This window comes from Hungatella sp., assembly GCF_046966825.1.
Window position 1 is genome coordinate 1 of the sequence record NZ_JBKVCZ010000072.1, and the last position, 17,270, is coordinate 17,270.

At 52.1% G+C, this 17,270-nt stretch carries 12 protein-coding genes; 11 read left to right on the forward strand and 1 reads right to left on the reverse strand.

The window, feature by feature from the left end; all coding sequences use genetic code 11:
• The 11 genes from ACLTD4_RS20210 to ACLTD4_RS20260 form a co-directional block, all read left to right on the forward strand.
• A partial coding sequence (locus tag ACLTD4_RS20210; RefSeq protein ID WP_412331511.1) for a glycoside hydrolase family 9 protein occupies positions 1-1,042 on the forward strand: 1,042 nt, incomplete at its 5' end.
• Position 1,043: 1 nt separating this feature from the next.
• Positions 1,044-3,509, forward strand: a complete 2,466-nt coding sequence (locus ACLTD4_RS20215) for a helix-turn-helix transcriptional regulator (RefSeq protein WP_117621269.1) — start codon at positions 1,044-1,046, stop codon at positions 3,507-3,509.
• Positions 3,510-3,526: 17 nt separating this feature from the next.
• Positions 3,527-4,603, forward strand: coding sequence for an SIS domain-containing protein (locus tag ACLTD4_RS20220; protein ID WP_029466834.1), 1,077 nt, complete (start codon positions 3,527-3,529; stop codon positions 4,601-4,603).
• Positions 4,604-4,612: 9 nt separating this feature from the next.
• Entirely contained in the window at positions 4,613-5,557 is a 945-nt protein-coding gene (locus ACLTD4_RS20225; protein WP_412331512.1) for a BadF/BadG/BcrA/BcrD ATPase family protein, read from the forward strand.
• Between the two features lie 9 nt (positions 5,558-5,566).
• Entirely contained in the window at positions 5,567-6,766 is a 1,200-nt protein-coding gene (locus ACLTD4_RS20230; protein WP_117621267.1) for a CynX/NimT family MFS transporter, read from the forward strand.
• A gap of 250 nt (positions 6,767-7,016) precedes the next feature.
• A complete protein-coding gene (locus ACLTD4_RS20235) occupies positions 7,017-8,444 on the forward strand; it encodes a deoxyguanosinetriphosphate triphosphohydrolase (RefSeq protein WP_055653834.1) in 1,428 nt (475 codons plus the stop codon).
• Between the two features lie 452 nt (positions 8,445-8,896).
• Positions 8,897-10,672: a ribosome small subunit-dependent GTPase A gene (gene rsgA / locus ACLTD4_RS20240; RefSeq protein WP_117621359.1), complete on the forward strand. Its 1,776-nt coding sequence runs from the start codon at positions 8,897-8,899 to the stop codon at positions 10,670-10,672.
• Between the two features lie 264 nt (positions 10,673-10,936).
• Entirely contained in the window at positions 10,937-11,791 is an 855-nt protein-coding gene (locus ACLTD4_RS20245; protein ID WP_172683608.1) for a MerR family transcriptional regulator, read from the forward strand.
• Between the two features lie 157 nt (positions 11,792-11,948).
• Positions 11,949-12,989, forward strand: a complete 1,041-nt coding sequence (locus tag ACLTD4_RS20250; protein WP_117621358.1) for a dihydrodipicolinate reductase — start codon at positions 11,949-11,951, stop codon at positions 12,987-12,989.
• 183 nt (positions 12,990-13,172) lie between these two features.
• Positions 13,173-14,072: a DMT family transporter gene (locus tag ACLTD4_RS20255; protein ID WP_117621266.1), complete on the forward strand. Its 900-nt coding sequence runs from the start codon at positions 13,173-13,175 to the stop codon at positions 14,070-14,072.
• 79 nt (positions 14,073-14,151) lie between these two features.
• Positions 14,152-16,641, forward strand: coding sequence for an FAD-dependent oxidoreductase (locus ACLTD4_RS20260; RefSeq protein WP_117621265.1), 2,490 nt, complete (start codon positions 14,152-14,154; stop codon positions 16,639-16,641).
• A 93-nt stretch (positions 16,642-16,734) separates the two neighbouring features.
• On the opposite strand, the gene ACLTD4_RS20265 is transcribed toward ACLTD4_RS20260, so the two are convergent.
• A complete protein-coding gene (locus ACLTD4_RS20265; protein WP_117621264.1) occupies positions 16,735-17,130 on the reverse strand; it encodes a sulfatase-like hydrolase/transferase in 396 nt (131 codons plus the stop codon).
• Positions 17,131-17,270 lie beyond the last annotated feature (140 nt).

A 17,270-nucleotide genomic window follows, 5' to 3' on the forward strand; every position in this document is an offset into this window, starting at 1 on the left:
GGACTATGAGTATTTCCGGTTCAGCGGGCATGAAGAGGATGAAAGCTACCTGGCAGAGACCATTGAAGAGAAGCATTATGAGACGTGTATGCGAAGCGGAGCCGGACTGGCGGCCGCGGTGCTGGCCTCTGCTGCCCGGCATAACGGTGCTTCGGGGGAGTATCCCTGCGGCAGGTATCTGCAGGCGGCGGAAGAGTCCTTTCAGTATATGACGGAGCACAACGAACAGTATTCCAGCGACGGAACCTGGAATTTCCTGGATCAGTACTGTGCCCTGGCGGCGGCAGCCGAGCTGTATGAGACCACGGGCTCTGAGAAATACTTAGAGGCGTGCAGACGATTTTTCCGCGGGATGAAGGACAGCGCTGTCTCTATGGAGCAGGGCGTCTGGTTCACGGCCAGGGAGGGAGAACTGTATTTCCATCCTTCTGATGAGGGATTTCCTCTCATTGCCATGATGAAATACGGCAGTCTGGAACCGGAGGAAATGCGGAGAAAAGAGGCGATGGACCTGGTGGCACAGGCGTTTGTCCATGTGCTTTCCATCAGTGGGAAACCGTTTGGATACGCGGCATTTACACAGAAGATGGGGGAGACAGAGACCAGCCGGTACTTCTTTCCTCACGATACGAAGGCGGCGCCCTGGTGGCAGGGGGAAAATGCCAGAATCGCATCTCTGGCCGCGGCGGCACTCCGTTTTTCCTGGCAGAAGGAAGCGGGGGAAATGTCCGGTGCGCTCCGTAAGTTTGCCGGGCACCAGCTGGACTGGATCATGGGATGCAATCCCTTCGACAGCTGTATGATCGACGGCTTTGGCAGAAACAACATTCAGTATTTCTTCCGGAACCAGTATGATTTCATGAACAGTCCGGGGGGAATCTGTAACGGAATCACGTCGCGGGAAGCGGATGACAAGGGGCTTGAATTTATCATGGCCCCCACTGCGGAATGTGACGACAACTGGAGATGGGCGGAGCAGTGGCTTCCCCATGCCTGCTGGTATTTAAATGCCATGGGCTGGAAACTGAAACGGGTGAAATGATATGGCTTCCAAATATATTGAACGCAAACGAATATTAGTGAAAATGGAGAATATCGAGAGGTATCCTCTTTCCATCGTTCACGCCCCCATGGGATATGGAAAGACTGTGGCGGTGCGGGAGTATTTAGACACCACTGAGGCGGACTGCGTCTGGGTCTCCCTGGCAGGCTCGGAGGGGGAAGCCGACTATTTGTGGGCGAGACTGTGCGATGCCTTAAACGAGGTGAATGAGGACCTGGCGGCGCGGTTTTCTGCCATCGGATTTCCCTATGACTGCTTTAAAACCGACGCGCTCTTAGACGTTCTCATGGACTATGATTATAAAAACCATCTGATTCTCGTATTCGATGATTTTCACACAATTGAGGAAAACAGCGTGTTTGATCTGATAAAGGCCATCGTCCGGGAGCGGCTTTCCGGCCTTCATATCGTGCTCATCACCAGGGAACTGGCAAAACTGGATGCGGCGGATTTATACCAGAAGCAGCTGTGCTTCACTATCACGGAGAAATCCTTAAAATTCAACCGGGAAGAGGTGTTCCAGTACCTGGATTTCATGGAATGCCGGATGAGCGAGGAAGAAAGGGAGCGGGTCTACCAGATCACCGACGGATGGGAATCCATGCTTTATATCACCGCAAAGGGAATCAAGCAGGGACTTCCCGTGGGCAAGAGTGCCACTGCCGATGACATTATCGAACAGAACTTCTACCATGACTTAAGCCCGGCGGAAAAGGAGGTTCTGTGGCGGCTGTCGGTCCTGTCATCCTTTACGAAGCGCATGGCGGCCGCAGTGCTGGATAATTCGGAGCTTTACGACGCCTTCGAAATGCTCATCAGCAAGAGTGTATTTTTCGTCTTTCATGAATCCGGCCACACGTACCGGCTGAGAAATATATTAAGAGACTACATCTACGAGCGCGCCCTGATCGACCGGGTGGATTTTACGGAGGTTTACAGAAAGAGCGGGCAGTGGCTGCTGGCCGACGGCCAGTACTCCAAAGCCTTTGAATGCCTGTACCGGGCGGGAGAACTGGAGGAGATTCTCTCCATTTTAAACCAGGATACTCAGAACGATAAGGGAATCTGGAGCAGCGGAAATATCCGCCAGGTGTTTGAAAAGGCCGGCAAGGAGCTGTGCTACCAGTATCCGTTCGCCTATTTAAAATACCTGCTGGCCTGTGCCATGGACAGGAAGCGCAACTACATTCCCCGGGTAAAGCTCTGCCTCGACCGGCTGGAGGAATACTGCCGCGGTTCTGAGTGCAGGGATGAGATGCGGGAAATGGTTCTGGGAGAAATCTGCATGGTGCGGAGCCGGATTTCCTTTAACGACATCGCGGTCATGGCGGAATATGCCAGAAAGGGTGCGGAATATTTCGGCGGCGGATGTTCCTGCATCGTGACCAAGGAGACGGAATTTACCTACGGTCTTCCCTGTATGCTGATGGGATACGTGAAAGAGCAGGGAAGTGTGGCGGAGGTGCGGGACGCCTTTTGTACCCAGGGTATGAGCCTTGCGGAATCCACCGACGGCTGCGGAATTGGCTGCGACTCGCTGGCTGCGTCCGAGGCTGCGCTGGAGACGGGAGCATGGGAGCAGGCGGAGCTTCACGCCTATAAGGCGTATTTTAAGGCGAAGGCGGCGGAGCAGCTGGGCATCATGATTTCTTCCAAGCTGGTGCTGGACCGTCTGAATCTGATACAGGGGAGCAGCAGGGACCGGATCCTTTCAAACAGCACGTTAAAGGACGAGGTGATCGCGGCCAACAACCCGGTTTTAAACACCACCTTTGATTTGTGCGGCGCCTATATTAACGGATGCTTAGGAAGGGTGGACAGCATTCCGGAGTGGATCAGGAAAGGGGATATCGAAAAGGGAAATTTCCTCTTTCAGGGAACCGGATTTTTCTATGTGGTCTATGGAAAATGCCTCCTGCTGGGAAAAAAATACATTGAACTGGACTCCCTCTGCGAATCCTTTTCCACCTTCTTAAAGCCGTTCCAGTACCACCTGATCCGGATTTATTTCATGATTTATGAGTCTGTGACGAAGAGCTATTTAGAGAGCCGCCCCAGGGGCGAGGAGATCTTGAAAGAAGCGCTTAAGCTGGCGGAGAAAGACCATCTCATCATGCCTTTTGCCGAGAATACGGGCCATGTCAGGCTGATGCTGGAGGCGCTGTTAAAACGGGAAGAGAATCCCTATATCCGGGAGGTGCTGGAGGCCTGCAGGCGGTACAGCAGCCAGCTGAAGCTTTTTCACGCCTGCGAGGTATCGCTGACGGACCGGGAGCTGGAGATTTTAAAGCTGCTGGACGAGGGCTATACCCACGAGGAAATCGCCGGTGAGATCTATATTTCCATCGCCACGGTGCGGTACCACGTCAAAAATATCTACCAGAAAATGGATGTGAACAACAAAATACTGGCGTTAAGAAAAGCGAAAGATCTAAATCTTATTTAATAAAGGAGAACCCCATTATGGAGAGCAATGCGCATATTGTAGAATACTGGAAGACACAGCCGGAGGTCCTGGAGGCGTGTTTAAAGAACAGCCTGCCGCTTACGGAGAACTTCGTAAAGCTGTATAAGGAGGTCAGCCCGACCCACTTATATCTGGTGGGAAGCGGCACTTCCTTAAATGCGGAGGAAACGGCAGTCTCCTTTATGAAAGAGATGCTGGATATCGATGTGATTTCCATGCCGTCGTCCTACGTACATAATATCCGCGGAGAACGGCCGCTGCTGGTGTTTCTGTCTCAGGGCGGTTCCTCGACCAACACCTTAAAGGCGATGGAGGAGATGGCGGCATATCCGTATATTACGGTTACGGGGGAAGAGACGTGTGAGATCGCGGCGCGAAGCCCTCACCACATGATTATCGGATGCGGGGAAGAGCCGGTAGGACCGAAGACCGTGGGCTATACGGCGTCGGTCATGATCCTGTACTTGATGGCCATGGAGGCGGCGAGGGCCGTCGGGATCATCGGGGAAGAGAGATACGCTGCTGTCCGCACCGGACTTTTAGCAGGGATATCCCATATGCGGTACAATATGGAGGCCATTTCCGGATGGGCGGCCGATCATAAGGAGAAGCTTAAGGAGATTGAAAAGTACATCTTTATCGGCCATGGAACGGGAGCGGCCGCATTAAAGGAAGGCTGCTTAAAGGTTCTGGAAACCATTAAATATCCTGCATTCAGCTATGAGTTTGAGGAGTATTTACACGGCCCGATCCTCGCGGTGGACGATCACACGGGAGCATTTCTCTTTCTCTCAGGAAAGCTGGGAGAGCGGGAGCGTTTCAAGCGGCTGGCAGAGTGTCAGAGCAAGTACTCCGAATACACCTTCCTGATTACCGACGAGGAGGGGGATTCAGACGAAAAGACGTTAAGGATCAGAAAGACGGGAGCCATGTACACGGAAGTCTTCGAAATCGTGGTGATTCCCCAGTACCTTGCCGCTGTGGTCCAGGGATATCTAGGCATCGTGGATGGGTCGCCCCTGTATGACGAGTATACAGCGCTCTGTCCAACAAAATACAGGAATGGTAAATAAGGTGACGATATGGATTACGTATTAGGAATTGACTCTGGGGGAACAAAATTTCTCGTGAAAGCGGTGGGAATGGACGGAAAGGAACTGGCGGAGTACGAAGGGCATCCGGCGGGGCTGTACCGTTTTTCCAGAAATGAGGCGGTTCGCACCATTCAGGACAATTTGGAATGGTGCATCGGTCAGGCCGGGCTGGCGAAAGCGGACTGCCGGGCGATCGTCTGCGGGACCACCGGCATTGACAGTGAAGAGGACCGGCAGGAGGTGGAGGAGATCTACCGGCTGCTTCCGGGATTTTCCTGTCCTGCCCTGTGTGTCAATGATGCGGAGGTGGCCCTCTATGCGGTGACCGGAGGAACGGGCGTCGTAGTGATCTCAGGAACCGGCTCCATCGCATTTGGGCGGAATGGCGGCGGCAGGACGGAGCGCAGCGGCGGATGGCCTCCCTGCATCTTCGGGGACGAGGGCTCCGGCGCATGGCTGAATCTGAAAGCGCTGGAGTACATGAGCCGCGTCCTGGATGGAAGGAAAGAGCGAACGCTGCTCTACGACCTGTTGAATCAGGAGGTTGGAATCTGCGGGCCAAAGGATTTAATCCGCATCTGCCAGAGAATCGAACGGGAGAACACCGGCTTTTTAAAACTGGGACCGGTCGTGATGAAGGCACTGCGGGAAGGCGATGAAAATGCCGGGGAAATCACCCGCACTGAGGCGGAGCTGACCTTTGAACTGGCGGATTCGGTGGTGCAGAAGCTTGAAATCTGGCGGGAACCGGAGTTCACGGTCGGGGCATGGGGGAGCGCTATCGTGAAAAATCCGTATATTTTGAACTCGGAACGATTTCTGGAGAAATACTCTAATGTGACGGTGACTGTGGCGGTTCGTGACGCGGCATACGGGGCATGCAGGATCGCCCTCGATATTCTGTGCGGTGAAACCGGAATCTACCGGTTTTAGGAGGCGGCTATGAAGAAGAATCCATGGTTTCGTTTTCTGATCCTCCAGTGCTGCGCCGTGACCGTCAGCGTGTCCCAGCTAAAGGTCTCGGCAGTTATGGCGCAGGTGGCCCAGGGCTTTTCCATCTCCATGGGCGCTGCCGCCGGACTGATGTCATTTTTCACGGTCGCCGGCATCGTGCTGGCGATACCCGGAGCGGCTCTGATGGAGCGGATGGGAGCAAAGCGTCTTCTGCTCCTTTTAATGGCCTGTCTGTTTGCCGGAAATGCAGTGGGGGCCGTGGCAGGGGCCTATCCCCTGCTGATGGCCGGAAGGCTGCTGGAAGGTGTGGCTTACGCCATGATCATCATGGTTGGCATCGATCTGATCAACACCTGGTTTCCCCACGGCGGCGCAGGAACCGCCACGGGAATTTTCAATACGTTTGCAGCAGTCGGCAATTTTATCACGCTGAACGGCGCTCTGATGGTAGTTAAGAGATGGAATGTGAGGACGCTGTGGTGGATCGGCGCAGCGCTGGCGGCTGTGGATCTTATACTGGTTTTGGCGTTTATCCCCGCGGAAAAGCCAATTCCGGACCGAAGCAGGAACCGGGAGAACGATGGTAATACGGCCGCGTCGTCCACGGGAGATATGGTGCGTGAAGCGTTTCGGGACAAGCGTCTCATGAGTCTGGGCGCGGCTCAGATGCTTATGGCGTTTATCCTGTTTGGATTTATCACCTGTTATCCGCTGCTTTTTACCGGCTACTACCATCTGGCGCCGGAGAAGGCCAACTTCTATTCCAGCCTGAATGGCCTGTTTGGCATTCCGGCCTGTATCGTATGCGGAATTCTGGCGGAAAAGACCGGAAATCCCTGCCGCGTGGCCATGGCCGGGGCCGTGGGAACCGTTATTGCCGGATTCACCATGCTGATCCTGACACCCGGAACGTACGTGGTTCATGTGCTGGCCAGCGCTGTATTCCCAGGAGGACTTGTGATGACCTCCATCTTCTGCATGGTGCCCGCCATCGCAAAGCGAAAGGAGTCAGTTGGCTACTATATGGCGGTTGTAAACCTGCTGTACTACACGGGGGTATTCTTTGCAACGCCGGTTATGGTGAAACTCATGGAAGTATCATGGCCGGCGGCAGCCGGAACCGTTGCGGTCATGGCGGCGGCATCGCTCATTTTTTTATTTCATTGTAAGGTACAGCCTGCGAAATAAAAAACCTCCGGGGGATGCGCACTCCGCGCTGTGCGGCGGAAGAAAGGGCGGCAGGAAGATCCTGAAATAGAGTTGACAGCTGATTCTGTATACGATTATAATAAGTGCAGAAAAAGGTTCATTTCGGAAACGTGAAATGAAGTTGGAAATTGTAACAGTTCAGACGGCGGATGTCTGAACTGTTACGGAAAATCAACAAAAATAGTCACTGAGCCTGCCGGCGGGTGGCTATTTTTTTAGGAGGTATACCATGGAATGGAGCACACTGTTATGTGAGGACAGAATCAGGAGTCTGGTGAAGAGACCGACGGGAACGGATTTAAGGACGGAGTTTGAAAAGGATTACCACCGCATCATCGGAAGCGCGTCATTTCGGCGTCTACAGGATAAGACGCAGGTATTTCCGCTGGACCGCAGCGATTTTATCAGGACCAGACTGACACATTCGCTGGAGGTATCGTCATTTGCAAAGTCGCTGGGACAGAACATCTCCGCCAGCATCCGGACCGTGATTAAGGATGAGTCGTTTCTGCCGGAGCACGCACTGGCCATGTGCGATATTTTACAGTGTGCCGGGCTGATTCACGATATTGGAAATCCGCCTTTCGGGCATTTTGGAGAGACCGCCATTCAGGACTGGTTTAAGAGGAGGCTTCCCGAGCTGCGCTTTCAGAGGAACGGGGAGGAGGAGGCGCGGCCGCTTGACGAGGTGCTGAACCGCCAGATGGTGGAAGATTTCTATCATTTTGAGGGAAATACCCAGGCGCTCCGTGTGGTGACCAAGCTGCATTTCCTGGTGGACGAGCACGGCATGAATCTAACGAAGGCGCTTCTGGCTTCTATCATTAAGTATCCGGGATCGTCTCTGGAGGTGGATAAGCACAGCGGAAACATCAAGACGAAGAAGATGGGGTATTTCTATGCTGACCGGGAGGCATTTGACGATATTCAGGCTTCCTGCGGGACGAACGGGGCCAGACATCCGCTGGCATTTATTCTGGAGGCGGCCGACGATATTGCCTATGCCACTGCGGATATTGAGGATGCGGTGAAGAAGAACTGCCTGACCTTCGAGCAGCTGGTCCGGGAGCTGACGGAGTATAAAAAAGAGAGTCAGAATGAACGGTACCGCGATATGGTGTCATGGCTGACGGACAAATACAACCGGGCCGTGAGTAAGGGCTACAGCCGCCCGGATTTATATGCGGTCCAGAACTGGGTGGTCACCATGCAGGGGCAGATGATCGGCGGGGCCACGGAAGGCTTTACCAACAATTATCAAGAGATTATGGCGGGAACGTATAAGATGGAGTTGACCGCGGGGACGGATGCGCAGCTTCTTATGGAGGCGCTGGGAGACATCGCCTACCGGTATGCGTTCGTGTCCAAACCGATCCTGAAGCTGGAAATTGCGGCGGAGACTATTTTCAATTTCCTCCTGGATAAGTTTGTGGACGCGGTGCTTTATTTCGATACGGGAAGAAAACAGAGCGCGGTACAGGAGAAACTGGTCTCGCTCATCTCCGATAATTACAAGAAGCTGTATTTTATCTGTTCGGATGGGAAGAGCGAGGAGGAGAAGCTGTATCTGAGACTTCTGCTGGTTACCGATTATGTGTGCGGGATGACGGACAGTTATGCGAAGGACTTGTATCAGGAGTTGAATGGGATTGCGTAAAAAACAGGGAGTAAAGCAGGGACTGAATCCAAAAAGTCCTTGCTTTTTCCCATCATATCATGTATGATGAAAAAAATAATTCTTATGAAAGAAGATTAGAAGGAGTGTAGTGCATGTTATCGGTAGAAAAGGCAGCTTTCCTCTAAAACAGAATACTGCGGAGCGCAGCAGGAAACCGGAGAGAATACCGGTGTCTTTGTGGCGTGATCCACTACCTTTCGTGAATACTGTCGCGCTGTGCGCTTTGCAGGACACGTCTGGCGTGTCTTTTTTTGTACCCATTTTTAATTGGGCGGCATGACAGAATAATCCCGCGGAGACAGACTGGAAGGTTTGTTTCCGCGGGATTTTTGCGTCTGTTTTGAGGAAAGTTACGAGCATCAGAAGGAGAAAAACAATGAGAGAGAATGGATTTTTTTATGAGAAACGAAGTAATACGGAGGCTGACAGAAATGAATATAGAACAATATGGATACCAGAAAGCGGATACGATTGACTGCGGGACAGGAATTCCCGCCAGAGTGACAGCAGTTCACCGCTCCCATTTTGAAATCGTCTGTGACAGGGGAACGGGACTGGCTCGTTTAAAGACGGGAGAATACTACGGAGGTAATGAGAATGTCCCCGCCGCAGGGGATTTTGTGCTCGTAAACTGGCAGGAGGGCAGTGAAAGTCTGATATTAAAGACGCTTCCGCGAAAGACGTATTTTGCGCGTCTGGATCCGTCCTCGTCGGGATACGGGGAACAGGCCGTTGCAGCAAACTTTGATTATGTCTTTATCATGCAGGCGCTGGACCGGGATTTTAATCCGCGGAGGCTGGAACGGTATTTGACACTGGCATGGCAGTCGGGAGCGACCCCTGCGGTGATTCTCACGAAGGCGGACGAAGTAAAAGACCCTGCTGTCCACGTACTAGCGGCTGAAAAAATAGCAGCCGGTGTCGATGTATATGCGGTCAGTGCGAAAACCGGCCAGGGGATTTCCGAACTTTCAAAGTATATGAAGCCGGGGCGGACTACAGTCTTTCTTGGCTCCTCCGGGGTAGGAAAGTCGACGCTGGTCAATGCCCTCGCCGGAGAAGCGATTATGGAGACGGGAGAGATCCGGGAAAAAGACGGGCGCGGCAGACATACGACCAGTCACCGGCAGCTGGTCCTTTTAAAGAATGGAGCTATGATTATTGATACACCGGGGATGCGGGAACTTGGCATGTGGGATGTCAGAGAAGGGCTGGGGCAGAGCTTCGCCGATGTGGAACAGTATCTTGGGCGCTGCAGATTCAATGACTGCCGCCATCAAAGGGAACCGGGCTGTGCCGTCAAGGCGGCTATCCAAAGCGGCGAACTTCCTGCAAAACGGTGGGAGAGCTATTTGAAGCTGCTTACGGAAGCTAGGTTTGCCGACGATAAGGCCGGCTATCTGAAGGAAAAACGCCAGTGGCACAAGAGCATCTCGAAAATGCAGAAGTCAGGAAGAAATGCAGATTACAGAATTGAACCGTGCACGGAGACATTTACCTGCCGGGCCTGCAAAAGGCTGATCGCACCGGAAGACGCGGGAAGCAGCCACCGCAACCACTGTCCGCACTGCCTGACCAGCATTCATGCCGATAACCAGCCGGGAGACAGGGCGTCGCTCTGTAAGGGGATAATGGAACCCGTCAGCGTGTGGGTGAGAAAGAACGGCGAATGGGCGGTCATTCACAGATGCAAATCCTGCGGAACCCTAAGCTCGAACCGGATTGCCGCGGATGATAACTTGTATCTGCTCATGGAGATTGCAATGAAGCCATTGTATGCGCCGCTTTTCCGGCCGGGTGAGGCGGAAGAAGTGGGGGCAGGAGAAGCGGGAGCGGAAGAAGAGGGAGCAAGAAGTGCAGAATCGGCAGCAAAGGCAAACAGCCGCTGTCAGGTATGCGGCTCCCCAGTGAACCTGGACGGAGAAAAAAGCAGGCATTGTCCTGGCTGTCTGTCCGGCGTTCACACGGATGAGGACCGGCCGGGAGATGGGGCATCGCTATGCAGAGGTGTTCTGGAGCCAGTCGGTGTGTGGGCGAGAGAGGATGGACGGTGGGAGATCATTCACCGCTGCCGATCTTGTGGTATCTTATCATCTGATCCGGTGGCCGCCGCCGATAACACAACGCTGCTCCTGTCCATCGCAATGCGGCCGCTGGCATCGCCGCCATTTCCTTTATGGCAGCTGAGAAAAGAACCGGCGGACTGACGGGAGGCCAGGACGTCGAGGCCAGGGCGTCGAGGCGAATAAATTCCGTGAGTTGAGACGAATATATTTTGTGCATCGAGGCCAATATATTCCGTAGATCAAGGCGAGTAAGCCATTGCAGCCAGTCGTAGGATTCCAATCCATGCAAATACAGATATGATAAAGATTGTCAGAAAAATATCAAAAACATTATTGCAGGTATAAGGTTTGCTTTGTATAATAAAGATAGAACACGGCGTAATTTTTAAATAAGGATTGTGAAAAATGATAAAACTGACAAATCTGGATGTGAAAAAAATGACGATTGGCCAGATGGCCAGAATGAACCATATTTCGGAGCAGACGCTGCGGCTTTACGACCGGGAGGGCCTGCTCTCTCCTCTGGGACGGGACGAAAAAAACGGCTACCGCTATTATGACATCCGCCAGAGCGCCCAGCTGGATATGATCCAGTATATGAAGGCTCTGGGGATGCCGTTGAAGGAAATCCGGGTCCATATGAAAAAATGGGACACCGGGCGTTTAAAACAGCTGCTGGTGGAAAACCGGGATGCCATCGACCGCAGAATCGAGGAGCTGAATTTACAGAAAAGGGCGATCGAGCGGACCCTGGACAGTTACGAGCGGTATGAGGCGGCTCCGCCGGACGGTTCGATTGTGCTGGAATATATTCCAAAGCGCCAGATGTACGTAAAAAACACGAATGTGAACTTTTATGACTATGAAATTGACGAGTATGAGCGGATTCTTCGGGATTTGAAAGAGGATATGGCGGCCCACGCCATCTCGCCGTTCTTCTTTGCCAACGCGGGTACCATCCTGCGGAGAGAGAATTTCATGAAGCGGCGTCTTTATTCCGCGGAGGTATTCGTGTTCGTAGACCGGGAGTACGTGGACGAGGAACTCATAACGGTGATCCCGCCCAGCCCCTATCTCTGCATCTACTGTGACCGGTTTGAGAAGGAAAAGGAGTACATCGACCGGCTGCTGGCAGAGATCGAAGAGAAGCATTATACTGTGACCGGAGACTATATCTGCGAGGTGATTGTGGAAATGCCTCTGGATTACACGGAGCGCGGGATGTTTCTGCGCCTTCAGGTGCCGATCCGTATGGGGTAAGACCGCGGAAACTGCGCATGAATCCGGCATTTCAGCCAGATCCGATTTGGTGATACTGCTCAATTGACCTGATACCGTATATAAGCTTTATAATGAAACCAGCAAATGGGGCATGGCCCTGAAACTGTCGACTTTTTATAAGAAAGGAAGCGTTTTTATGATGAATTATGAGAAGATTCGTGTAGTACAGTATGGCTGCGGCAAGATGGCAAAATACATCCTGCGTTATTTATACGAGAAGGGCGCGGAGATCGTAGGTGCTATCGACGTAAATCCGGAAGTAGTTGGAATGGATGTCGGCGAATTCGCAGAACTGGGATTTAAGATTGGTGTGACAATCAGAGACGATGCGGATGCAGTTTTAGACGAGTGCGACGCTGATATCGCGGTAGTGACGCTTTTCAGTTTCATGGATGACTGTTATTCTCATTTTGAAAAGTGTGTTTCCAGAGGCATTAACGTTGTGACTACGTGTGAAGAAGCGATCTATCCGTGGACAACCGCTTCCTCCATTACCAATAAACTGGACCTGCTTGCAAAAGAAAACGGCTGTACCATCGTAGGCGCCGGTATGCAGGATATTTACTGGATTAACATGATCGGCTGTGTAGCAGGCGGCGTGCACCGCATCGATAAGATCGAGGGCGCGGTAAGCTATAACGTGGAAGATTACGGTCTGGCCCTGGCGGAAGCTCACGGAGCAGGACTCACACCGGAAGAGTTTGAAGCCCAGATCGCTCATCCGACGACTCTGGAACCGGCTTACGTATGGAACTCCAACGAGGCGCTGTGCAACAAGATGGGCTGGACCATCAAATCTCAGAGCCAGAAATGTGTACCGTATTTCTATGATACCGACCTCTATTCCGCAACACTTGGAAAGACGATTCCGAAGGGCAACTGCATCGGCATGAGCGCAGTCGTTACGACGGAAACCTTCCAGGGACCGGTGATCGAGACACAGTGTATCGGTAAGGTTTACGGACCAGATGACGGAGATATGTGTGACTGGAAGATCATCGGCGAGCCGGATACCACTTTCTATGTAACAAAACCGGCGACTGTGGAGCATACGTGTGCAACTGTGGTCAACAGAATTCCTACTATATTAAATGCACCGGCCGGATATGTAACGGTGGAGAAGCTGGAGGAATTACGGTATCTTTCCTATCCGATGCAGATGTATCTTGATAATTAATATAGAAACCGTTTGCAGGTGTGGGGCTGAAATCTATTATTGATTTCAGCCCCTTTTATGTGAGCAGAAAAGCCATGGATTTGTTGATGGCAGACCAGCGAAAGACCATACAATACTTGACGAAATCATGAATTCCGTTTAAGGTAGTAAGAAGCATACGGTTTGACACAAAGGAGAATAAAAATGAAGTTTTTAGAAAAGCATCCCATGATTATGATTGTGATCGGAATCATCGGCATATCCCTGTCGGCGATCTTTGTGAAATATTCGGAGGCACCGTCGGTGGTGACAGCGGCTTACCGGCTGCTCTGGACAGTGGTGCTTATGACTCCGGTGGTATTGGGAAAGAAGGAGGTCAGGCGGGAACTGATAGGATCGGATAAGAAGACGGTGGCACTCTGCGCGGTCAGTGGTATTTTCCTGGCACTGCATTTTACATCCTGGTTTGAGTCGTTAAACCAGACGTCGGTAGCCAGTTCCACGGCGATCGTCTGCACCGAGGTCATATGGGTGGCACTCGGCTTCTGCGTGTTCTTAAAAGGCCGGCTTTCAAAGGCCGCGGTGGGCAGTATTGCGGTTACGGTAGCGGGAAGCCTGCTCATTGCGCTGTCTGATTATTCCGCAGGTGGAAATCATCTGGCCGGGGACGGGCTGGCTCTGGCGGCGGCCGTGTTCTCCGCTGTCTATACACTGATCGGCAGAGAGGCGAGAAAGCATATGTCAACGACCGTTTATACGTACATTGTATACGTGTTCTGTGCGCTGGCGCTCTGCATTTCCACGGCGGTAAGCGGCCTTTCCTTTACGGGTTACGGCGCGGCTTCCGTGGTGGTGGGACTTTTACTGGCGGTATTTTCCACACTTCTTGGGCACAGTATTTTCAGCTGGTGTCTAAAATTCCTGTCCCCATCCTTCGTATCAGCCTCCAAGCTGTGTGAACCGGTGGTGGCGGCCGTATTTGCAGCGGTTTTATTTGCCGAGATTCCGGCAATTCTGGCTGTGGCAGGCGGATTCGTGACGATCGGCGGTGTGCTGCTTTATTCGAGAGTTGAATCGCACAGTGAAGCACAGGAGAAAACGTGATATGTGACTTTATCACAGAAATGATTTTGCATCCCCGCTATAATTACCTCATGATAAAAACAGAGAGGTGAACCATGCGATGGGAAATAAAACAGTAATTATCGGAGGTGTGGCGGGCGGAGCCACGACGGCGGCCCGCTTAAGAAGGCGTGATGAAAAGCGGCAGATCATTCTGCTGGAGCGCGGGGAGTACATCTCTTACGCGAACTGCGGACTTCCTTACTATATAGGCGATGTGATAAAAAACAGGGATTCCCTTCTTTTACAGAAGCCGGAGGTCATGAAAGCCCGGTTCGATATCGATGTGAGGACTTCGAGCGAGGTGACGGCCATCCATACAGACAGAAAATCCGTTGAAATCAAGGATAAGAAGACAGGGGAGACGTACGAGGAATCGTATGATGATCTTGTCATAGCCACAGGATCCTCACCGCTGGTACCGCCCATTCCGGGGATTGACGGACCGGATATTCACACTCTGTGGACCATACCGGACACGGATCAGATCAAGCAGGTGCTGGTGGAAAAGAAGCCGCATCGTGCCGCTGTCATCGGAGGAGGCTTTATCGGCCTGGAGATGGCGGAAAACCTGGTCCATGCAGGGGTGGAAGTGACGCTGATCGAGATGCAGAACCAGGTGATGGCGCCTCTCGACCCTGAGATGGCGGAACTGCTTCATGAGAATCTGACTGCAAACGGAGTCAGACTGGTTCTGGGAGACGGTGTGTCCTCATTTGAGCGGGAAAACGGCCATACGGTCATCAGACTGGGAAGCGGCAAAACCGTAGAAGCGGATCTGGTGCTTTTATCCATCGGTGTACGCCCCAACAGCAGCCTGGCAAAAGAGGCCGGAATTACCTTAAATCCGCGCGGCGGCATTGTGGTGGACTCTCATTTGAGAACTTCAGCGGATCATGTCTATGCAGTGGGAGATGTGATCGAGGTGGAGCACTACGTTCTCGGAACAAGGACGATGATTCCATTAGCGGGGCCGGCCAACAAGGAAGCGAGAATCTGCGCCGATATTCTGGTGGGAGACGAGAAGGAATACAAAGGAACCATGGGAACCTCGGTCGCCAGAATCTTTGACTATACGGCGGCGCTCACCGGCGTGAACGAAAAGACGCTTAGATCTATGGGAAAGGTGAAAGGGACGGATTATGAAACCGTGCTGATTAACCAGAAATCCCATGCGGGCTACTATCCGGGAGCCGTTTCCCTGATCCTGAAGCTGATATTTGGAATGAACGGAGAGATTTACGGCGCGCAGATCGTGGGGCAGGATGGGGCTGACAAGCGGATTGATACCATTGCCTCGGTCATGAGGATGAAAGGATCTGTCAGCGATTTAGAGGAGCTGGAGCTGGCCTACGCTCCGCCCTATTCTTCGGCCAAGGATCCGGTCAACATGCTGGGATTCACAGCAGAAAATATTTTAAATCATTACATATCATTTATAAGCTGTGGCGAGCTGGACCGCCTCTCAGCCTCTGAGGCGGAGGGTGACCGTCCACTGGTCCTCGACGTGACCGAGGAGGTGGAGCGGATGGTGTACCATATACCGGGTTCGTACCACATTCCGCTGGGGCAGCTTCGGAAACGCCTGGGAGAGCTGGACCGGGAGAAGCAGATTGTCGTATACTGCGCTATTGGAGTCAGATCGTATAACGCGGCGAGAATCCTTTCACAGAATGGATTTGAAAATGTGAAGGTTTTGGAAGGCGGTATTTCTTTCTATAAGTCTATGCATCACCGCGATTTCGAGGAAAAGGACCGGGAAGAACCGGATCAGGGAGAGCAGGTGGAAGAGAGGGAAGTGATGAGAAAATCCGTGAAAATTGTAGACTGCTGCGGCCTTCAATGCCCAGGCCCGATCATGAAGGTTCATGAATCGATCGGTGAAATGGAAGATGGCGATATTCTGGAGGTCTCCGCCACAGATATGGGATTTTCCCGCGATATCGTATCCTGGTGCAGACAGACCGGCAACACCCTGGTGGGGACAGAACGGAAGGGGCAGGAGAGCATCGTTCTGATCCGTAAGGGAATGGAGAACCGGGAAGCCGAGCAGGAGACGAATCCCGCCGCTTTTCCCGCACCTAAGGGAAAAACGATGGTAGTATTTGACGGCGATATGGATAAGGCGCTGGCTGCATTTATCATTGCCAACGGCGCAGTCGCCATGGGAAGTCCGGTCACCATGTTCTTTACCTTCTGGGGGCTTAATATCTTAAGAAAACCGGAGAAACGCAAAGTGGAGAAGTCTCTGATTGAAAAGATGTTCGGAGCCATGATGCCGCGGGGCGCCGGAAAGCTGAAGCTTTCTAAGATGAATATGGGCGGTATGGGAACCAGAATGATGAAGAAGGTCATGGCAGATAAAAACGTGGATTCCCTTGAAAAACTGATGAACCAGGCCATGAAAAACGGCGTAAAGCTGGTGGCGTGCACCATGTCCATGGATGTCATGGGAATCCGGAAGGAAGAAATCATCGACGGCGTGGAGTTTGCCGGTGTGGCGACGTATCTGGGCGATGCGGAAAACTCCAATGTGAACCTCTTTATTTAGCAGAACTTTGGTTGACTGCAAAAGGATCTCGTGAAGGCATGGAACAGGCCTCGCGGGATCCTTTTGCAGTTTTTAAACAGTATCCTTTACTTCTCATTTTTCCCATTTCCACTCATCATAAGAGCAGCGAAGCTTTTTCTCTATCTCCGCAGCTTCCCGTGTACCTGTCAGGATCATCAGCGGTATCCTCACGGAGGTTTCCAAAAAGGTTTGTTTAAAAAGAAGTCCGTAATCGCCGTTTTGTTCTCCATGATCAGCGGTAAACACAATCACTGTATTTTCCAGAAGTCCGCGCTTTTCCAGGCAGCCGATGATCCGTCTGATCGGGTCGTCAATCAGTGTGACATGGCTATAGTAGCTGCGGCGCAGTCCAATGATATCCTGCTCCGTCATATTCCGATAGAGATCCGCATATACTTTCGGCGTATCCCAGGAATCATGCGGTCCTCCGAAGCCAACGGTGCAGAACCAGGGGCTTTCCTTGAAAATAGTACGCTCATGTGAGTTTTACGCGTGAAATGAAAGAGATTACAGTAAATAGTAATAGTTATCAATATTGTGACTAAGTCACATACCGTGCTATAATAAAATAGTATACTTTTCTCATATAAAGCAGACAACAAAGCCTG

Bases quoted from the DNA above. Each gene is read 5' to 3' on its own strand.
- ACLTD4_RS20215 (WP_117621269.1), top strand. From the start codon at position 1,044: ATGGCTTCCAAATATATTGAACGCAAACGAATATTAGTGAAAATGGAG.
- ACLTD4_RS20220 (WP_029466834.1), top strand. From the start codon at position 3,527: ATGGAGAGCAATGCGCATATTGTAGAATACTGGAAGACACAGCCGGAG.
- ACLTD4_RS20225 (WP_412331512.1), top strand. From the start codon at position 4,613: ATGGATTACGTATTAGGAATTGACTCTGGGGGAACAAAATTTCTCGTG.
- ACLTD4_RS20230 (WP_117621267.1), top strand. From the start codon at position 5,567: ATGAAGAAGAATCCATGGTTTCGTTTTCTGATCCTCCAGTGCTGCGCC.
- ACLTD4_RS20235 (WP_055653834.1), top strand. From the start codon at position 7,017: ATGGAATGGAGCACACTGTTATGTGAGGACAGAATCAGGAGTCTGGTG.
- rsgA (WP_117621359.1), top strand. From the start codon at position 8,897: ATGAATATAGAACAATATGGATACCAGAAAGCGGATACGATTGACTGC.
- ACLTD4_RS20245 (WP_172683608.1), top strand. From the start codon at position 10,937: ATGATAAAACTGACAAATCTGGATGTGAAAAAAATGACGATTGGCCAG.
- ACLTD4_RS20250 (WP_117621358.1), top strand. From the start codon at position 11,949: ATGATGAATTATGAGAAGATTCGTGTAGTACAGTATGGCTGCGGCAAG.
- ACLTD4_RS20255 (WP_117621266.1), top strand. From the start codon at position 13,173: ATGAAGTTTTTAGAAAAGCATCCCATGATTATGATTGTGATCGGAATC.
- ACLTD4_RS20260 (WP_117621265.1), top strand. From the start codon at position 14,152: ATGGGAAATAAAACAGTAATTATCGGAGGTGTGGCGGGCGGAGCCACG.